This window comes from Dehalobacter sp. DCM (assembly GCF_024972775.1).
In the GTDB taxonomy this organism is placed as follows: domain Bacteria; phylum Bacillota; class Desulfitobacteriia; order Desulfitobacteriales; family Syntrophobotulaceae; genus Dehalobacter.
The window spans coordinates 2,605,037-2,624,844 of record NZ_CP092282.1; the positions used below are offsets into that span (position 1 = coordinate 2,605,037).

General features: G+C 45.0%; 13 protein-coding genes. 4 read left to right on the top strand and 9 right to left on the bottom strand.

Annotated elements, in window-relative coordinates; translation table 11 throughout:
- Positions 1–62: 62 nt before the first annotated feature.
- The gene (locus LPY66_RS12120; RefSeq protein ID WP_337984589.1) at positions 63–818 is read right to left on the bottom strand and encodes a YebC/PmpR family DNA-binding transcriptional regulator; all 756 of its coding nucleotides are present in this window, start codon (positions 816–818) and stop codon (positions 63–65) included.
- A gap of 116 nt (positions 819–934) precedes the next feature.
- Between LPY66_RS12120 and LPY66_RS12125 the strand changes: the two genes are divergently transcribed.
- A complete protein-coding gene (locus LPY66_RS12125; protein WP_337984590.1) occupies positions 935–1,591 on the top strand; it encodes a TetR/AcrR family transcriptional regulator in 657 nt (218 codons plus the stop codon).
- 33 nt (positions 1,592–1,624) lie between these two features.
- On the opposite strand, the gene hypF is transcribed toward LPY66_RS12125, so the two are convergent.
- A complete protein-coding gene (gene hypF / locus LPY66_RS12130; RefSeq protein WP_337984591.1) occupies positions 1,625–4,072 on the bottom strand; it encodes a carbamoyltransferase HypF in 2,448 nt (815 codons plus the stop codon).
- Positions 4,073–4,442: 370 nt separating this feature from the next.
- On the opposite strand from hypF, the gene LPY66_RS12135 reads away from it, so the two are divergent.
- The 3 genes from LPY66_RS12135 to LPY66_RS12145 all read left to right on the top strand — a co-directional run bounded on the left by LPY66_RS12135 (position 4,443) and on the right by LPY66_RS12145 (position 9,793).
- A complete protein-coding gene (locus LPY66_RS12135) occupies positions 4,443–7,079 on the top strand; it encodes a sensor histidine kinase (protein ID WP_337984592.1) in 2,637 nt (878 codons plus the stop codon).
- Positions 7,069–7,791: a response regulator gene (locus LPY66_RS12140; RefSeq protein ID WP_337984593.1), complete on the top strand. Its 723-nt coding sequence runs from the start codon at positions 7,069–7,071 to the stop codon at positions 7,789–7,791. Before LPY66_RS12135 ends, LPY66_RS12140 begins: the two co-directional genes overlap by 11 nt.
- Before the next feature lie 175 nt (positions 7,792–7,966).
- Positions 7,967–9,793 carry an APC family permease gene (locus tag LPY66_RS12145; protein ID WP_337984594.1) on the top strand — a complete coding sequence of 609 codons (1,827 nt, stop codon included), beginning with the start codon at positions 7,967–7,969 and terminating at the stop codon, positions 9,791–9,793.
- Between the two features lie 4 nt (positions 9,794–9,797).
- Here the strand turns inward: LPY66_RS12145 and LPY66_RS12150 are convergent, their stop codons facing one another.
- From LPY66_RS12150 to LPY66_RS12180, 7 genes are all read right to left on the bottom strand, one after another.
- On the bottom strand, positions 9,798–10,790 hold the full coding sequence (locus LPY66_RS12150; RefSeq protein WP_337984595.1) for an ABC transporter substrate-binding protein: 993 nt from the start codon (positions 10,788–10,790) through the stop codon (positions 9,798–9,800).
- A gap of 94 nt (positions 10,791–10,884) precedes the next feature.
- The gene (locus LPY66_RS12155) at positions 10,885–11,625 is read right to left on the bottom strand and encodes an ABC transporter ATP-binding protein (RefSeq protein WP_337984596.1); all 741 of its coding nucleotides are present in this window, start codon (positions 11,623–11,625) and stop codon (positions 10,885–10,887) included.
- The gene (locus LPY66_RS12160) at positions 11,622–12,455 is read right to left on the bottom strand and encodes an ABC transporter permease (protein ID WP_337984597.1); all 834 of its coding nucleotides are present in this window, start codon (positions 12,453–12,455) and stop codon (positions 11,622–11,624) included. The genes LPY66_RS12155 and LPY66_RS12160 overlap by 4 nt, the downstream gene beginning before the upstream one ends.
- Before the next feature lie 149 nt (positions 12,456–12,604).
- Positions 12,605–14,392: an NADH-dependent [FeFe] hydrogenase, group A6 gene (locus tag LPY66_RS12165; RefSeq protein ID WP_337984598.1), complete on the bottom strand. Its 1,788-nt coding sequence runs from the start codon at positions 14,390–14,392 to the stop codon at positions 12,605–12,607.
- Positions 14,393–14,401: 9 nt separating this feature from the next.
- On the bottom strand, positions 14,402–17,494 hold the full coding sequence (locus LPY66_RS12170) for an NADH-ubiquinone oxidoreductase-F iron-sulfur binding region domain-containing protein (RefSeq protein WP_337984599.1): 3,093 nt from the start codon (positions 17,492–17,494) through the stop codon (positions 14,402–14,404).
- Positions 17,495–17,509: 15 nt separating this feature from the next.
- A complete protein-coding gene (locus LPY66_RS12175) occupies positions 17,510–18,022 on the bottom strand; it encodes an NADH-quinone oxidoreductase subunit NuoE family protein (RefSeq protein WP_337984600.1) in 513 nt (170 codons plus the stop codon).
- A gap of 519 nt (positions 18,023–18,541) precedes the next feature.
- On the bottom strand, positions 18,542–19,795 hold the full coding sequence (locus tag LPY66_RS12180; RefSeq protein ID WP_337984601.1) for a glutamate-5-semialdehyde dehydrogenase: 1,254 nt from the start codon (positions 19,793–19,795) through the stop codon (positions 18,542–18,544).
- Between the last annotated feature and the right edge of the window lie 13 nt (positions 19,796–19,808).

Consider the following 19,808-nt stretch of genomic DNA (forward strand, 5'->3'; position numbering starts at 1 on the left):
CCTTCGCCGGTGTTTATTATATTATGATTATCCTCTATGTGCTTACTGCTGATACTTACTGCCTAGAGATCTGCATCAGCCAATGATTCAGCCAATTCAAAGTTTGTATATACTTTTTGGACATCATCATGACTTTCCAGCGAGTCAATTAATTTAATTATTTTTTTTGCCTGTTCAATATCTGCAATCTCGACACGGTTAGTCGGAATCAAATTAATGGCTGCGTTCTCTATGGGCAGCTTACTGTCCAAGAGTACTTGACGAACATCCTGCATCTTTTCCGGAACGGTAAAGATCGCGAAGCTTTCTTCCTCTGACTCAACATCATCAGCCCCGGCCTCAAGTGCCAACAGCATGATTTCATCCTCGTCCATTCTCAGATCTTCTCTGGGGATATCCAGCTGGCCTTTCTCCGTAAACATCCAGCCGACGCTGCCTGTCTCCCCAAGGTTCCCGCCATTTTTTGAAAAAATATACCGCATTTCTCCAGCTGTACGGTTACGATTATCCGTCGCCAGTTCAACCATGATGGCGACGCCGCCGGGTCCATAACCTTCATAACGGAGTTCTTCAAAGTTGTCTCCCTCTCCGGCTCCGGCTCCTTTTTGAATCGCACGTTGAATATTGTCGTTTGGAAGATTCGCTGCTTTCGCATTGTCTATGGCGATTCTTAAACGAAAATTCCCGTTAGGATCGCCGCCGCCAGCACGCGCCGCCACAATGATCTCTTTTGCCAGCTTCGTGAACATCTTCCCTTTTATCGCATCGGATTTAGCTTTTTTGTGTTTAATATTAGCCCATTTGGAATGCCCAGACACACCAGATTCCTCCCTGATTAATTTTAGCTTATCCATTTTACCATGTTGCAGGAATGCGGGCAACTTGATAGCAAATTTGAATTATGGTATGCTCTTATTAAATTGTGAGGTGGCTTATGGCACAATATCAAGCAGGAATTAACACAAAACGCAAGATTTATATCGCCAGTGAAATATTATTTTATGAAAAAGGATACGCTGAAACAACGGTTACCGATATAACGGATTATGCCGAGGCGAATCGCGGGTCCTTTTACCACCATTATGAAAGTAAGCTACAGTTGGGGGCACTTGTCCATTCAAATTTTGCCCGGCGCAATGCGAAAATCGCAAATTTATTTGTGGGTAAAATGAATGAGGCTACACGTGTATTACTTGGTCTTCGCGCTTATTGGTATCTGTTTTTCTGCGATGAAAAGCTCCGTCGATTTTTCAAGGACCTCTATATCGAAAATGTCCTGGAAATCAAAGAAAATCCCTTCATTTTTAATGTTTGCCTGAAACTGGCACCGCGAGAATTATCGGCGAAAGAAAAGAAATTCATCAGTATTACGAATATTGGTTTGTCACGACAAATGAATATTGATGCCTACTCTCATCAGGAAAAATATAATGATAGGGACATTACCGATTTTTACATCACAACAATTTTTCGTTTGTTTAATATTGATCCCCAAATTACGGAACAGATACTATCGGATCTTAACACGCACTTTTCACGCTGCACGCTCAGCAATGATGGATTTCATCCCTTATTTGAACTAAAAAGCTAGTTATATCGCCCCGACTCTTTTCGCCATAACCATTTAACAAGATAACCGTTTATTCTTCTCGTCGGCGATAATGACTTGTCCGAATGCTAATCCGCCGTCTCCTGACGGCAGCTGCGTCGGGTATAAAAGCCGTATTCCCAGTTGTCCGGTTAATGACAAAAGGCATTCCGTCAGCAGCTTATTTTGAAATACACCGCCGGAAACCGGCAGGTCTTTTTTTGTTCCTAATATGATCGCCGTTTCAAGCATCATACATGCCAGTGAGTAATGGAAACGAAAAGCAATCTCACCACTATTTTTTCCGGTCATAATATCGTCAATGATCTGTCTTAAGAGCCGGTCAATTTTTAAGATGACCGTCTTTCCATTATCGACGACTGCCCACCGCGGCAGATACAAGAGCGGGTCAGGATCCGAACATTCTTCACCCCGTTTATTGCATTCCTCTATCATCGGTTGCATATTATAAACACAGGGTGTGTTCTGGTCGGCGATACCTTCATAGTCTGTTCTCAGATTAATTAAGGCGTTGAGACGAACGATTGCCTCATTTTCATATTGCTTTAATATCCTGTGATTTTGTAACCAGGCTGCTGCAATACTTTCCAACTCGATCGCTGCCTGTCCTTCATAGGTTACTTCTGTACAGATGCCCAGCATCCCGCTGACGGCATCAAAGAGACGGCCGGCGCTTGATGACTCAAAAAGCTGGAAACCACTGCGAATTTGACCGTCGAGAATATCCTTTTCCTGAGCTGACAAACCGGACCAAAAACACTCGGTGTTGTGCCATTCGTTTTCCGTCAGAATTACTTTTAGATAAGCATAGGCAATCCGTAATGGATACTTCGCAGCGACATCCCCTCCGGGTAATGGCAGATATTCCAGATGGCCCAGACGCTGATATTGTGCCGCATTGCCATGCATATACTCGAATCCCCATATTTTACCATCGTCACCATATCCTGTCCCATCACAGATAATGCCAAGTAAGGGTTCTTCCAGACCATGTTCTGCCATGACACTGACAAGATGGGCATGATGGTGCTGTACCGTATACTTCGGAATATCGAGAGCTTTAGCGATACGGGTAGTCATATATTCCGGGTGGAGATCGTAAGCCGCAATTTTCGGCGTCGTGCTTGTTACTTTTTGAAAGGCATCGAATTCTTGTTCGAAGCGCTGAAGATTATCCAAACCGTGCATGTCGCCGATATATTGACTCATAAACGCCATGCTGCCCGAACCCAAACAAAAAGCATTCTTCATTTCCCCTCCCAAACCGACGATCGGATCTTTCAACTCCTTCTTAATAACAAGCGGAACGGGGACATACCCGCGCGCTCTGCGAATAAACGTCATTTTATCACCGATTTGTTGTAATACGGAGTCATCACACGGATGGTAAATATCTCTGTTATTCACCAGAAAATAATCAGCGATTCCGCGCAAGGATTCCAAGGCAATGTCATTATCATAGATTAATGGCTGACCGCTTAAATTGGCGCTGGTCATAACCAAAAAGTCGAATTGCCCATCGAATAAAAGGTGATGAACGGGTGTATAGGGCAGCATGACTCCCAGAGTGATTAAGCCGGGTGCTGTAGCCGCAGACAGACGACTTTCTGCTATATTTATCCTGGGCAAAAGAACGATGGGTGCCGATGGCCCCGCTAAGGTCAGGCTTTCAAGCTCGGTTAAAGATACTTCACGTCTGACAGCATTCATATCTCTGGCCATCACTGCAAACGGTTTCGCTCCGCGTTCTTTTACGTGACGCAAGCGTTTGACTGCCTGATCATTATAGGCATCACATACCAAATGAAACCCACCAATACCTTTAACTGCCAGGATCGATCCTTTCTCTAAAAGATCGCTGCCAATGCCATGATTTGTGACAACAAGACCGTCTGCATCCCAAAGCTGCAGGGATGGTCCGCAGTCCCTGCAAGCCACCGGCTGTGCATGAAATCGTCGATCAGAGGTATCTTCGTATTCATGCCGGCAAGTTGGACACATAATAAAGGGATCCATTGTCGTTTTATTTCGGTCATAGGGACGATCTTTAATGATCGTATATCGCGGCCCGCAATTCGTGCAGTTAATAAATGGATAGCGATAACGCCGGTCCGTTTTGTCCCACAATTCATTCAGACAATCCGGACAGACCGCAATATCCGGTGATATTAAAACGTCTTTTTTGGTTGATTCTCGACTTTCAATGATTTTAAAGTCGGTATATCCCTTGGCCGGAACAGTGTTGCTCTCGTGTGTGATAATCGACGCCATCGGCGGCTTTTCTGCAAGGATTCTCTGCAAAAATTTCTCTAAATTTTCCCCTTCGGCATGAATCTCAACTCCACTGCTGCAATTAATCACCCATCCGCGCAAATTCAATTCAACCGCCAGTTTATATACAAACGGGCGAAAACCGACACCCTGCACGATGCCGTTGATTTTAATGTATCGCGCATTTTTCATACACTCTTGCTCTTTTCTTTAGTCTGACTATATTGTACACGCAACCTCAAACGATAACAATCTGTTCATTTGATGAAATTTTCTGACTTTTGCTCATGGTCTGGCCATTTATTAGGAAATAGAGTAAAATGTATAGGTGGAGTTGTATATTCATTTACCGATGTGATGACACCGGTACATTCTCATCTACTCCTCCTCAATATTATCTAACCCCTCTATTTACCCGATTTTATCGGGTACTTTTTTTTCATATCTCTATTGGTTTATGACAATTCTTCATAGATAGCTTCACTGAAACACATCTTGATTAACTTTAAAGGCACGCGTATTATAGTAGGATAAAGGCGATAGAGATAGGGGTAGTCATCAATTGGAACCATTAACAGAATCGACGAAGTATACCGGAAAGTTGAAGATTTTTCTTGGCTATGCCAAAGGCGTCGGCAAAACCTACGCGATGCTTGATGATGCAAAAAGTCAGTTTTCCCGGGGTGTCGATGTTGTTGTCGGTTATCTTGAGCCCCATACACCGCCAGAAACGATCCACCTCATGGAACAAATACCGTCTTTGTCGCCAATCATCCTGGATGGGAATAATCAATCTTCTTCAGAGTTTGATCTGGATACCGCATTAATCCGAAGGCCAGACTTGATCCTCGTCGATGAATTGGCCCATGTCAATGCGGATGGCATGCGGAATAAGAAAAGATATTTGGATATTGAAGAACTTCTTAAAGCAGGCATTGATGTCTACACCACTCTCAATGTTCAGAATATTGAAAGCTTGCGGGATATTATTCAGAATATCACCAATCAGGTAGTTGATGAGTCTATACCCGACTATATTTTTGCGAACGCTGATAAGGTTGAGTTGGTCGATGCCGCACCAGACAAGCTTCAAAAATATTATCTGCACCAGGAAGATACACTGACAGTGGAACAGCTGCAATTGCTAAGGGAACTTGCCCTGCGTACGGCTGCAGACAGGATCAGTCATAGTAATGATACTGCAGAAAGCTCACCGGATAAAAAAGCTGGAATTAAACTTTTGGTTTGTTTGAGTTCTTCCCCATCCTCTGCCAAGTCTATCCGCTGGACAGCCAGAACAGCAGAGGTTTTTCACGCCCCATGGACGGCTCTTTATGTTGAAAACATGGAAAACCGGCACGGTCATGACAGTGAAAAAGAAACGCTCCAGGCAAATCTTGATCTGGCTGAACAGCTTGGTGCTAAAATCGTTATTTTGAATGGATATGATATCCCGTCCGTTATTACTGAATATGCCAAACTTTCAGGAATCACAAATGTCGTTATCGGCAAAAGCCGAAATAATAAGCCGCTGAAAAATCTATTGGATATCCGTTTGGAAGACAAACTCATTGCCATGATGCCTGGTATCGAAATACACATTATCCCCGGTGTTGAAGCAACAAAACCATCGCTGCCCTTTCATCAACCAAGAAAAATCCATTTTATTAAAGACCTTTTTTTAACCTGGTCTGACACGTTTAAAACTCTGGTTATTCTAGCGGGTGCCACTCTCCTTTCGTTAGGAATGCAATATATCGGATTTAATAGCCGCGATATCATGATGGTTTATTTGCTATCCGTGTTTCTGATCTCCAGGATTACCATGGGCTATGTCTACGGGGGCGCTGCTTCCGTAATTACTGTTATCCTTTTTAACTATTTCTTTATCGTGCCGGTTTACTCGATTCATGCATTCCAGGCCGGTTATCCCATCACCTTTATTGTTATGCTCATAGTTGCCTTGATCACAAGCACGTCAACGATTCGTATAAAATCCCAGGCGCAGCTTGCTGTCCAAAGAGAATCCCGCACAGAGCTTCTTTATGAGATCAATAAGAAACTATTAGTGACCCGCGGCTTGGATAATATCATTATTTTGACCAATGACGCCCTTTCTGTAGTTTTTGGCTGCTCAGTCATCTTTTATGCTCAAGATCCTCAATCAGGCTCACCCGGCTATTTGCACCTGGCTGCAACCGAATCCGATGCGTCCTATATGCTTTCTGAGAATGAACGTGCCGTCGCTCATTGGGTGTTTGTCAATCAGAAACCTGCCGGTGCCGGAACAGACACCCATAAAGAAGCAAAAGCGTACTATATTCCCATCGCCGGCCAAAGTGATGTTCTTGGCGTCATAGGCCTTACTTCTGTAAAAGAAAAGCTGACGCGTGACCAACGTGAATTATTGAAAATGATTGCGTCCCACGTCGCTTTGGCGTTAGAACGTCAGAAATTATCTGACGAACAGCGAACCATTTTGATTGAAGCTGAAAAAGAAAAAATGAGAAGCAATCTGCTGCGAGCCATTTCCCATGACCTGCGTACCCCCCTTACCGGTATACTTGGCGCCAGTTCAGTGATCTTGGAAAGTTCTGAATCGCTTGATAAACCAACACAACATCAACTGCTGGTTAACATAAAAGAGGATTCACAGTGGCTCATCCGCATGGTTGAGAACTTACTATCGGTCACCCGGATTAAAGAAGGTACAATGAATGTCGCGATGACGGATGAAGCCGCAGAGGAAATTGTTGCTGAGGCTGTCAGCCGAACGCGCAAACGCTATCCACACCGGAAAATATCGGTACAGGTACCGGATACACTCTTGATCGTTCCCATGGATGGAACCTTGATCTTACAAGTACTTCTGAACCTTTTAGAAAATGCAATCCGACATACACCAGATAACTCCACAGTCGAAATTCTAGTCAGCCAAGACCGGAATGACGCAGTATTTGAGGTCAGCGATTATGGAACGGGGATAAATGGCGAAGATTTTCCGTATTTATTTGAAAGCTATATTCCCAACGGCAAGAGAAGCTCGGATTCCGCGCGGGGTATGGGAATCGGATTATCAATCTGTATGTCCATTATCAAGGCTCATAACGGGATGATCGATGCCTATAATAAAGACCATGGTGGTGCCGTTTTCTGGTTTACACTGCCATTGAAGCAGGAGGATCACAATGAGCAATAAAGCACTGATACTCATTGTCGAAGATGATGAACGGATCTGCAACTTCATGTCCGCAATTCTTACTTCTAACCAATATGCTATCATCAAAACAGGAAAAGGAAAAGAAGCAATCGCGATGACAGCCTCTCATTCACCTGATTTGATTTTACTGGATCTAGGGCTCCCGGATCTAGACGGTATTGATGTATTAAAGACGATCCGTCAATGGTCAGAAGTGCCGGTTATCGTGGTATCCGCCCGGGGGCAAGAGCGAGAAAAGGTGGAGGCGTTAGATTTAGGCGCTGATGACTATTTGACTAAGCCTTTTGGTACATCGGAATTACTCGCCCGAATTCGGACAGGCCTCCGCCATAGCCAAAAGATCATAGGCGACAGTCAAAGCGAGCTGCCCGGGATTCATGTTGGAGACCTTGAAATAAACTTCAGCAAAAGACGGGTTACGCTGGCCGGTAATGAAATTCACCTAACACCCATCGAATACAAGATCATTGTTTTGCTTTCCAGAAATATCGGAAAAGTACTGACGCATGACTATATCATAAGGGAAATCTGGGGACCGTATACAAACGAAGTTAAAGCTCTCCGGGTCAATATGGCCAATATCCGGCGGAAACTGGAGAAAAACCCGGCTGAACCGCAGTACATTGTCACCGAAGTGGGTGTTGGATACCGTATGATTGAAGATACCAACGTTGAAAAAAGTCTTTCTTAATACAATCTTTATACAGTAAAGGCCAATCTGAATGCTTTCTTAATGCTATCCGTGCTATAACTATATGAGGTGATGGAACAGGATGCTATTAATTAATCTATCATAAAGATAGATTAATCACGTAGTGGCATAATACCTTTGCACTCATATTATTTCAGGACGGTGACATTAAAACGTGGTTTCAACACTTAAACGCTTACTGATTGGTCGCCCTCTAAAATCGACCGAATTAGGCGAACAGAAATTAAATAAAAGAAAAGCTCTGGCTATCTTATCATCTGACGCATTATCATCCGTAGCCTATGGTCCGGAACAAATTCTGATTGCCCTTTTGGCTATCGGTTCAGCGGCTTTCTGGTACTCAATACCGATCGGAATCGGTGTCCTGATCTTGCTCACAGCCTTGATCTTATCTTACCGTCAAATCATCTTTGCCTACCCTTATGGCGGCGGCGCATACATTGTATCAAAGGGCAATCTCGGTGTAAAACCCGGTTTGGTAGCAGGCGCCTCGTTGCTCGTGGACTATATCTTAACTGTAGCCGTTAGTGTTTCTGCCGGTACGGACGCACTAACCTCTGCCTTTCCGTCCCTGCATGGACACACTGTCATTATTGCCGTTTTCTTTGTTATTATATTGACAATTTTAAATCTGCGCGGCGTACGTGAGTCAGCAACCATCCTGGCATACCCTGTCTATCTTTTTGTCGCTGCATTAGTCATGTTGATTGTTGCCGGTTTATTCAACATACTGACCGGCCATGCGGTACCGGTTACCCACTCAGCAATCGGAACGCCGATTGCCGGCATCAGCTTATTCCTCCTTTTAAAAGCGTTTGCCTCCGGATGTTCAGCTTTGACCGGTGTTGAAGCAATTTCTAATGCCATCCCTAATTTTAAAGATCCTGCACCCAGTAACGCAGCTAAAACGCTGATTGCTATGGGGGTTATCCTGGGAATATTATTTTCAGGTATTGTCTTTCTCGCGTATTATTATGGAATCACTCCCAGCACCGAGGTAACTGTTGTTTCCCAATTAGGTGAAACGTTATTCGGACGAAATGTCATTTATTACTTTATTCAAGGAACAACAGCCCTTATCTTAATTCTGGCAGCAAATACAGGTTATTCTGCTTTTCCGTTACTTGCTGTTAACCTGGCTAAAGATAAATTTATCCCCAGGATGTTTACGATCCGGGGTGATCGCCTGGGATACTCTAATGGCATTCTTTTTTTGGGTTTCTTTTCTATCCTCTTGATCGTTGCCTTCAGTGGGCAGACGTCACGCTTAATTCCGCTTTACGCCATCGGCGTGTTTATTCCGTTTACACTCTCGCAAACAGGCATGATTGTCAAATGGATGCGCGAAAGGCCAAAGGGCTGGATCTCTAAGCTGATCATTAATAGTATCGGCGCCTTAATCAGTTTTATTGTCGTCGTCATGTTCTTGCTGACCAAGTTCTCGCAGATTTGGCCTATCCTGATTTTTCTGCCGTTAATCATCTGGTTCTTCTATAAAATATATATGCATTATATGGCGGTCGCTGATCAATTACGTGTTTCTCTGGCTGAACCAACTTTCCCCATCAAAGGCAATATTATTATCATTCCGGTTTCAGGCGTGACACGGGTCGTAGAAAACGCCTTAAATTATGCCCGCTCTCTGTCTCCCAATCAGATCATTGCCGTGACGATCGCTTTTGATAAAGAAGAAGAAAAACGATTTGAAGAAAAATGGGAGAAATGGCATACTGGAATTCGCCTTGTCACCCTTTTTTCTTTGCACCGCAGTATTGTTCAGCCCCTCAGTAAATTCATCGATGTCATCGAGCACAAAGCGCTTGACAATAAATATCAAGTTACCGTTTTGATTCCCGAATTCATTCCTAGAAAGGGCTGGCAGCACATTCTCCATAACCAATCCAGTTTGCTAATTCGCTCTTTTTTGTTGAATAGAAAAAACGTTGTGGTAGCGACCATACCGTACCATTTGCAAAAATGATTCATTACTGCGGCAAATAGCTTGTGTCTACCAAATCATTAATGACAGCATCCGTGTCAATATCATTTTTAAGTAAGGCATTTTCTTTCATGAAACGTGCGGATTCTTTCAACGCATCTCTATTTTGTACATCGATAGCCGACGTAAAGTCAAATTTGGGATACAGAGCTTTGACAGCCTTGATATCCATGTTATTGGTTTTGGCGATCATCGCCATGGCCTCATCCGGATTAGCCTGGATCCAATCCAGAATTTCTTGATGAATTTCCAGGAAGCGTTTGGTGGTCTCCGGATAATGCGTAATAAAATCGGTCCGACCGGCGATCACAGACTGTGCCAGAATCAATCCTTCCGCATTACGCAGCATCTTAATCTTCTGGGTACCCAAACCCTTCGTCAGTAAAGGATCAGGAATAACCGCGGCATCAACCTGTTTTTGCAGCAGTGCCGTCAACGCATCCGCTGAGGCCATACCGACAATCTCAACATCATTGACAGTCAGCTCTGCTTCGGCAAGGGCTTTGATCACCATTTCATAAAGCATGGTCCCTTTCTGTACGGCAACCTTTTTGCCCTTTAAGGCGCTCACCGTTTTAATTTCACTGTCGAGACCGGCGACAAGACCGATCCCTTTAGGAAACTTGTTGTAACCCGCAAGGACCGTGATATCATTGCCGTTTGCTTTGGAAATGATTGCGGATACATAATTGAGAGATGTAGCGATATCAATCGATCCCGCCGCCAACGCTTCTGTGATCGCCGGACCTTCCAGCTCATACCACTTAACTTCAATACCATCCTTAGCAAACGCTTCTTCAAATAGTTTCTTTTCCAGAGCCACGACAGCCGGTATATTCAAGGGTTTTGTCGAGTACGAAACATGGATAGCTTTCGGTGTTTCTGTCTGTTGACTCTGCCCTGACTGGCAGCCTGCCAATGTTAAACAAAATGTCATTATCACAAGTATGACAATGATGGATTTAATTATCCGCTGCATAATAACCTCCCTAAGATAAACTAGTTAAATGATGGTTATGCCATGACACAATACCTCGATCATTTCCGATACGGTTCGCGATACACTGAAGATGTTACCTAATCGATTCAAGGATATATTTACGCCAGTGGATAAAGTCAGGATCATCCTGATTTCTGGGATAGTTGAAAGGGACATCGAGAACCTCTCTGATTGAACCCGGTCGTGGAGACATGATGATAACTCTTCGGCTGATCATCAAGGCCTCTTCAATATCATGGGTGACGAAGAGTATCGTCTTTCCGGATTGTTGCCAGAGTGCCACAAGATCGTCCTGCATCCGTGTCCGTGTTTGGGCGTCTAACGCCGAAAAAGGTTCGTCCATAAGAAGCAAACCCGGATCAAATGCTAACGCCCGTGCCAGCGCAACGCGTTGGGCCATGCCACCGGATAATTCGTTGGGGTAGGCTTTGCGAAAACTGCTCAGTCCAAGCCATTCCAACGACTTGGTAATTATCTCTACCGCTGCTTCCTTATTTTCTCCATGAATTCCCTGAGCAACATTCTTTTCAACGGTAAGCCACGGAAAAAGACGCGGATCCTGAAAAACGACAGCACGGTCGAAGCCAGGGCCACTGATCCTTTGACCATGGATCAACACATCCCCCGCACTTTCTTTTTCCAAGCCGGCTATAATTCGAAGCAAGGTTGTTTTTCCGCACCCGCTGGGGCCAACAATTGACACGCATTCTTGCTCTTGGCAAACAAAAGAAATATCGCTTAAAGCATGAACACTTCCCCAGTCGCTATAAAATGTTTTGTCGACATGTCGGACTTCAATTAAGGGTACTGTCATTGCTGCTCACCCGCCTGAACGATCTTCTTCCATGGCATTAACCTATGTTCAAGTACTCTCACTAGATAGTCAATAAGCATGCCGGCAAGACCGATGGTGAAAACGCCGACAAAGATCATATGGGGCTGGGCTAATTCCCTCCCTTCGGTAATAATTGAGCCAATCCCCCTGGTGGCAGCAATCATTTCTGCCATAACCAACGCCCGCCAGCAATTACTCAGGCCTAGACGCAGTCCAACAAAAATCGGTATACCGGCAGACGGGATATAAACACGTTTGACCATCTCCCAGGGAGTAAACATATAGGCACGTCCCACCTCGATCAGTTTGGGATCGACACTGCTGACCCCCTGTACTGTATTCAAAAAAACGGGAAAAAATGATGCATACACAATAACGGCGATTTTAGATGCCTCATCGATGCCAAGCCACAGCATAAAAATAGGGATCCAGGCAATCGGCGGTATATGCTGCAGAAAGTTCAGCGTAGGACTGATCCAATGGCGCAAACCCCTGGCACTGCCAACAGCTAAACCTATTGGTACGGCAATGATGATTGTCAGAAGAAAGCCGTTCAGCAATCGGCTTAAACTAGCAAGAAGATGCTGCTGCCAGAGTCCATTGTTCATCATCTCAAAGAATTTGACTACAATATCACTGGGGGCCGGCAAAAAAAATACACTGACCCAACTAAAATCCACTGCCATTTCCCAGAGGAGCAGAACAATGACTGGGAATACGGATCCCCGGATGATAATCAAAATTTTTTGGCCAAAATTGAAATACGGCTTGTTTTTAGCACGCCTGTGTTGTTTCAGATTATCTGGCATCCATCGCGTTCCTTTCCCTATTGTGACACTTATTTTGATCTTGTCCGTTTATTACCACTAAGTTTACCTTAAATAAACAGGAGAAGAAAGAGCCCAAGAGCCCTTTCTTCTTTTTTGTGTGCATTAATATCGGTTTCATTCACAATTATTTAACAATCAGATAGGAATTCGTTGAATTTGCCGCGCGGTGTGTAATGCGTATGCAGCAATTCATGTGATTGATGGCTGTTGGGTTCATGAAGGAACTCAGCATATAGCTTTTGAATATCTTCATTTTCATGCGATTTACGGAGCTTCTTGCCTTCATCTTCGCGGTAGATCGCTTGCAGACGCAGCTGCCGGATTTCCGGTGTCGTCGGCCTGGGTTGTCCGCCACCGCTGATACATCCGCCGGGACATCCCATGACTTCAATAAAGTGATAAGGCGATTCACCTTGGGCAATTTGATCCATTAAAATCTTCGCGCCCGCCAAACCACTGGTAACAGCAACCTTTACCGTTACGCCGTCAAGGAATTTGAATGCGTCCACCGGGTTTTCAATCAAAACATCGGCTGATTTGATCTGTTCAAAACCAACGATCGGAGCCACATGCAGCTTGTCAAACGGCAATTCACGCCCCGTAACACGTTCATAGACCGTTCGTAAAGCGGCTTCCATAACGCCGCCGGTCACTCCGAAGATATCGGCTGCACCGGAAGAGAGCCCCAATGGATTATCAAATTTACTGTTTTCCAGATTACAGAAATCGATCCCGGCTTCCTTGACCATTTTCGCAAGCTCTCGCGTGGTAAGTACCGCATCAACATTGGGTACACCGTTATTTTGCATTTCCGGTCTGGAAATCTCGAACTTCTTAGCCGTACACGGCATAATCGAGACAACGGTGATATCTTTGGGATCAACATTAATTTTATCAGCATAATAGGATTTAGCCAGCGCCCCGAGCATCGTATGCGGTGATTTACAGGTGGAGAGATGATCCAGTTCTTGCGGATAGGCGTGTTCGATATATTTGATCCAGCCCGGGCTGCAGCTCGTGATCATCGGCAGCGTGGCCTGCCCGCCGGTCACGGCATCTTTAACACGTGTTAAAAACTCGGTTCCTTCTTCCATAATGGTTAAATCCGCAGTAAAGTTGGTATCAAATACATCGTCAAAGCCGAGTTCTCTAAGTGCTGTCGCCAGTTGGCCGGTGACAAGCGTTCCTGGCGCATAGCCGAATTCTTCGCCGAAAGCTGCGCGAATAGCCGGAGCTACTTGAACGACAACACGTTTGGTCGGATCGTTGAGCGCGTTCCAGACATTCTGAATCGCATCGGTTTCTTTCAGCGCGCCTACAGGGCAGACAACGGTGCACTGCCCGCAATAGGTGCAATTAACAGTTCCTATCGGCAAATCCATCGCCGGACCGACCACCGTCTTGAAACCACGGTTCTGTGCATTCAAAATGCCAACCTCTTGGATCTGATTGCATGTTGTGGCGCATCTGCGGCAAAGTATGCATTTGGACATATCCCGGGTAATTGAAGGTGAAATGTCGTTACGATCAGCCGACATCTTACCGGCAAAGCGGGCTTCGGTTACACCCAGCCGGTTGCCCATGTCCTGTAGTTCACAGCTTAGATTGCGGGCACAATTGAGACAATCCTTCGGATGATCGGACAGGATCAGTTCATATAAGATCTTTCTAGCTTTGCGTACTTTTTCGGTATTGGTTTTCACAACCATACCCTCTCTGACCGTCACCATGCAGGATGGCTGAAGGGCTTTAGCTCCCTCAACTTCTACGACACACAGTCTGCACGAACCAAACTGATGAACGCCTTCCAGGTAGCACAGATTCGGAATATAGATATTGTTTTGTTTCGCTGCTTCCAGGATGGATGTGCCTTCCGGAACGGAAACACGTTTCGTGTTGATCGTTAAATTTATCATATCGTAATCTTACCTCCTGTCGCAACGCAAACAACGCATGGATTCAGCAATCGCATTCAGCTTGTGATACCCTTGAACGACTTCACAGAAACAATCTTTCCGTTTCTCGGGTTCAATAACCTCCATTGGGAACCGGGCATGTTCAACAAGTTCATCCTGATCCGCAGGGGCCGGTATGGCGATGGCCTCGCCCTTATTGAGAACACCTTTACCGCCAAGATAAAGATCTATTGAAATGGCTGCCTTTTTTCCGTCAGCAATTGCGGTGATGGCAACATCGGAACCCCTGGCCACATCGCCGCCGGCGAATACCCCTTCCATGGTCGTCATGAGTGTTTCTTTATCCGTGATAAATGTTCCCCATTCCGTCATTTCGACTTCTTCCTTCTTGACAAATGGAAGGTCAGAGGATTGGCTGACAGCCGGGATGACCATATCGACGTTGATCGTAAAGTTAGAACCCTCCTGAATTTTTGGCTTCCTTCGGCCAGCGGAATCAAAGCCGCAGAGTTCCATCCGGACACATTCAATTTCTTCGATTGCCTCTTTGCCGATAAAACGCACTGGCGCGACCAACGGGATAATTTCTACACCTTCTTCGATCATATCGTTGATTTCCCGTGCATCCGCAGGCATATCTTCGACAGTCCGTCTATAGAGTACAATAACCTTTTTGGCACCAAGTCGCAGTACCGTTCGGGCTGCATCAATCGCGGTGTTGCCTCCCCCGATCACAGCGACTGTCTCTCCGATATGGATGGTGTTGCCCAGGTTCACATTACGCAAAAAGTTAAGACCATGAATGACACCGCTTAAATCTTCACCCGGAATGTTGATCTTATTGGAGAGTTGTGTCCCCGTCGCGATATAAATAGAATGATGTTGATTGCGTAATTCGGCAAAGCTGATATTTTTTCCGACTTCACAATTCAAATGAATTTTTACGCCAACTTGTTCAATCAATTTTATTTCATGCGCTAAAACATCTTTTGGCAGTCTGTATTCCGGAATACCGAAGGCTAATACCCCGCCGGCAACCGGTGCCGCTTCATAAACTTCGACCGTATAGCCCAAGCGAGCAAGGTAATAACCACACGTCAGACCAGATGGTCCGGCGCCGATAATACCGACACTCTTGCCGTTTTTCGGGAAGACGATATCTTTCGTGAACTCTTCTTCGTGCTTAAAGGCATAGTCGGCGACAAACCGTTTTAGATCGGCAATGGCGATGGCTTCATCCAATTGCGCCCGGCGGCATTTACTTTCACACGGATGTGTGCATATTCTGCCGCATATTGCCGGAAACGGATTTTCCTCTCTTACCAGATGATAAGCATCAATATATCTGCCAACAGCGATGAGTCCCATATATCCGGGGACATTGACACTCGCCGGGCAGGCATTTTCGCATGGTGAGATGAACATCTCCGAGCACACACCGGCACGGCAATATGTGTTGTGAATATGTTCTTCAAACTCTTCACGGAAATTGTTAATGATGCTGACAACGGGATTTGGAGCTGTCTGTCCCAGGCCGCACATGGCTGAATTTCGGATAGCGTCTCCAAGCTCCAGCAGAAGCTCGATATCTCCCTCTTTTCCCTGACCTCGGGTGATGCGTTCAAGAATTTCCAACATGCGTTTTGTACCGATTCGGCAGGGCACACATTTTCCGCAGGATTCGTCCTGGACAAATTCCATAAAATAGCGCGCCATATCGACCATACAGGTATCGTCGTCCATGCTGATCAAGCCGCCGGAGCCCATGATCGTCCCTAATTTGCTTAAGGATTCATAATCCACCGGTATATTTAAATTGGCTTTGGTTATACATCCGCCGGAGGGTCCTCCTGTTTGTGCTGCTTTAAATGTTTTATTCTTGGGGATACCTCCGCCGATATCAAAAATGATTTCTCCCAAAGAAACACCCATCGGTACTTCAATTAAGCCGGTATTGACAATATCCCCAGCCAGAGCAAATACTTTTGTTCCTTTGCTGCCTTCTGTTCCAAAACCGGCATACCAGGCGCCACCGTTCATAACAATCGGTGCGATATTGGCTAACGTCTCTACGTTGTTAATGATCGTTGGTTTACCGAACAGACCTTTTTGGAAAGGAAACGGCGGTTTTTGTTTGGGCTCACCCCGTTTACCTTCAACGGATGACATCAGCGCCGTCTCTTCACCACAGACAAAGGCTCCGGCACCGATTCGTATTTCAATATCAAAATCGAAACCACTGCCAAAAATATCGTGACCGAGGATACCAGCCGCCCTTGCCGTCTCAATGGCTGTATTAAACCGTTCAACAGCCAGGTCATATTCTGCCCGAATGTAGGCAACCCCTTTACTGGCACCAATGGCATATCCCCCAATGATCATACCTTCAACCACAGAATGAGGAACACTCTCCATGACGCTGCGATCCATAAATGCACCGGGGTCTCCTTCGTCACAATTACACACAATATACTTTTCATCTGCCTGAGCGTTATAGCCAGCTTCCCATTTGACTCCGGTGGGAAATCCGGCACCACCGCGTCCCCTCAGTCCGGATATTTTTATTTCTTGGATCACGCGTGTTGGCGACATGGTGGTAAGCGCTTTATGCAGGGCAAAATACCCGTCCTTGGATACATAATCTTCTAAGAGGTGGCAATCGACCATTCCGCAATTCTTCAGAACAAGCCGCTCCTGTCGGTTATAAAAGTTGATATCTTTAACATTAGAAAAATACTGTTTTTTAACCTGATCAAAGTAGGTTTTTTCCTCAACAATATTGCCGTTAAGAAAATGGGAAGAAACAATCTTAGGTACATCTTCGGGTGATAACTTTGTATAGAGGACCTCATCCGGCATCACTTCCATCAACGGCCCGAGGTTGCATGACCCCCTGCACCCGGTGATTGAGATCAGAACCTTGTCAGTTAGATTTTTACTCGCCAATTCTTTGATCAGAGCGTCTTTTACAGCGGCACAGTTGGCCGACGTACACCCCGTACCGGAACAAATCAGCAATCGATACGCAACCGATTGGACTTTTTGGAGAAATGTATCTTTTACCTGGATAAGGTCGTTTCGATTCTTTATCGTGACATTCACGCGATCCACCCCGCTTTATCGGTAATATTTGTTCAAAATCTGTTGGAGTTTATTGGGATTGACTTGTTTGTAAACAACATCGTCAATCATCATCGCGGGCGCTAATCCACAAGCCCCGATGCAGCGCATGACCTCAAGGGTAAAAATACCGTCTGGGGTTGTATCACCGATCTCGACCCCCAGTATTTCTATCAGCTTGTCAACTATTTTTTTGCCGCCCCGAACATAACATGCTGTTCCCAAACAGACTCTGATCGTATGTTTCCCTTTGGGCTGGGTAGAAAAGAATGAATAAAAAGTAATTACACCGGAAACTTCGGAAAGTGGCTTATCCATCCGTTCAGCAATATATTTCTGTAACTCCAGAGGCAAATACCCATAGATGTTTTGTGCCATATGGAGCACTTGTATTAAGCTTCCTTCCCTGTCTCTGTATTTTTCGATAATCTCGCCAATCCGATCAAATAGTTCTCTGTCGTTTTCCTTTGCATCGCAGCAACATTGGCAACCTTTAACTTCGCTACTCATCGTTACCCTCCCTAAGAATACGTTACCTGAGCCAATCTTTTGATAAATATTTCACAATGTGAGTGTTTAATCAATCCCTCCTTCAATTCATTAATTGGTTTCGTATTGTGCCAAATTTCACATATTGTTATATGCTATTATCGCCCCCTCACGCTTCAACGAATAGGACTATATAACGTATCTTGCCTATCTAAGACGGTTCCGGAAATTTTTTGCTGTATGTATTAATTCTTATGAGTTATATTCTCATTAGTTGCTATCGAGAAAAAATCAAGTGATGGTTATGATTCAATGATGTATTATCAATAATGGTAATTTTTCATTGACAGTTCTATTTCACGTGTTGTACGCGTAATATTATGTGAAATATTTAACAATTTAATTATAACACAGGCTCGACAGACAAAGCAATGAGAAGCTTGACAATTTCCTCCAGTTTAAAAATAAAAAAAATTAGGCCAAGAAACAAACCATAGCGATTCATCCCTGGCCATATCTGATAGATTAGCATCATTCATCCTACTCAACAATGTGTCCGTTACCGTAAACAATGTATTTTACCGTTGTCAGTTCAGGCAGAGCCATTGGGCCCCGCGCGTGCAGCTTCTGGGTACTGATACCGATTTCTGCTCCGAAACCAAATCTTCCGCCGTCAGTGAAGCGGGTTGACGCATTGACGTAGACTGCCGCGGCATCAATTTCATTTAAGAATCGCTGTGCAATCGAATAATTTTCTGTGATGATCGTCTCAGAGTGCTTTGTGCTGTACTTATAGATATGGTCAAGCGCCTCGTCTATATCTTTAACAACTTTCACACTGATGATTAAATCAAGGTACTCGGTTGACCAATCCTCTTCCGTTGCCGGTACGGCATACTCCAGAATTTTACTCACTCTCTTGCAGCCACGAATTTCAACACCGTGCTCTTGGAATTTTTTGCCGATCAACGGCAGATACTCATCTGCCACAGCTTCATGAACAAGCAGTGTTTCTAAAGCATTGCATACTCCGGGTTTTTGAGTTTTGGCATTAAATACAACCGATACAGCCTTATCGTAATCCGCATCGAGATCAACATAGGCATGACAAACCCCCGTCCCAGTCTCAATTACCGGTACCGTAGCATTTTCAACAACACTTTGGATCAGACCTGCTCCGCCCCGGGGAATGATCACGTCGATGTATTTATTCATGCGCATCAATTGCTGGGCATATTCCCGATCCGTCTTCTCAATGAGTTGGATTGCACCTTGGGGGATTCCATTTTTCTCTGCTGCTGCCGCAAGCACGCGGGTCATTACCTTATTGCTTTCAATAGCTTCCGATCCACCCCGAAGAATGCAGACATTCCCTGATTTGAGACATAAAGCGGCGGCATCAGCCGTCACATTAGGACGGGCTTCATAGATCATCGCTACAACACCTAACGGAACGCGTGTTTTCTGGATGACGAGTCCATTCGGTCTTTTCCAGAGCTCGCCGCCGCCGACCGGATCCGGCAGTGCTATCACATCTTTAATCGCACTGCTGATATCCGCTATCGCGGACGCGTTTAGCTGAAGGCGGTTAATAAGACTTTTCTTCAGACCTTTTTTCTCCGCTGCGGCAACATCTATTTTATTGGCTTTAATGATATCTTCCTGGCTTTTTACAAGTGCCTCAGCCATCGCTTGAAGGGCGTTATTTTTTGTTTCTGTGCTGATGAATGCTAATTTTCTGGCGGCATCCTTCGCTTTTTGGCCAATGAGTATGAGGTCTTCCGAAAATTCCATTACTTTCGCCCTC

Excerpts from the sequence above, each read along its gene's own strand:
- LPY66_RS12125 (WP_337984590.1), top strand. The coding sequence starts at position 935 with ATGGCACAATATCAAGCAGGAATTAACACAAAACGCAAGATTTATATC.
- hypF (WP_337984591.1), bottom strand. The coding sequence starts at position 4,072 with ATGAAAAATGCGCGATACATTAAAATCAACGGCATCGTGCAGGGTGTC.
- LPY66_RS12140 (WP_337984593.1), top strand. The coding sequence starts at position 7,069 with ATGAGCAATAAAGCACTGATACTCATTGTCGAAGATGATGAACGGATC.
- LPY66_RS12150 (WP_337984595.1), bottom strand. The coding sequence starts at position 10,790 with ATGCAGCGGATAATTAAATCCATCATTGTCATACTTGTGATAATGACA.
- LPY66_RS12155 (WP_337984596.1), bottom strand. The coding sequence starts at position 11,625 with ATGACAGTACCCTTAATTGAAGTCCGACATGTCGACAAAACATTTTAT.
- LPY66_RS12160 (WP_337984597.1), bottom strand. The coding sequence starts at position 12,455 with ATGCCAGATAATCTGAAACAACACAGGCGTGCTAAAAACAAGCCGTAT.
- LPY66_RS12165 (WP_337984598.1), bottom strand. The coding sequence starts at position 14,392 with ATGATAAATTTAACGATCAACACGAAACGTGTTTCCGTTCCGGAAGGC.
- LPY66_RS12175 (WP_337984600.1), bottom strand. The coding sequence starts at position 18,022 with ATGAGTAGCGAAGTTAAAGGTTGCCAATGTTGCTGCGATGCAAAGGAA.
- LPY66_RS12180 (WP_337984601.1), bottom strand. The coding sequence starts at position 19,795 with ATGGAATTTTCGGAAGACCTCATACTCATTGGCCAAAAAGCGAAGGAT.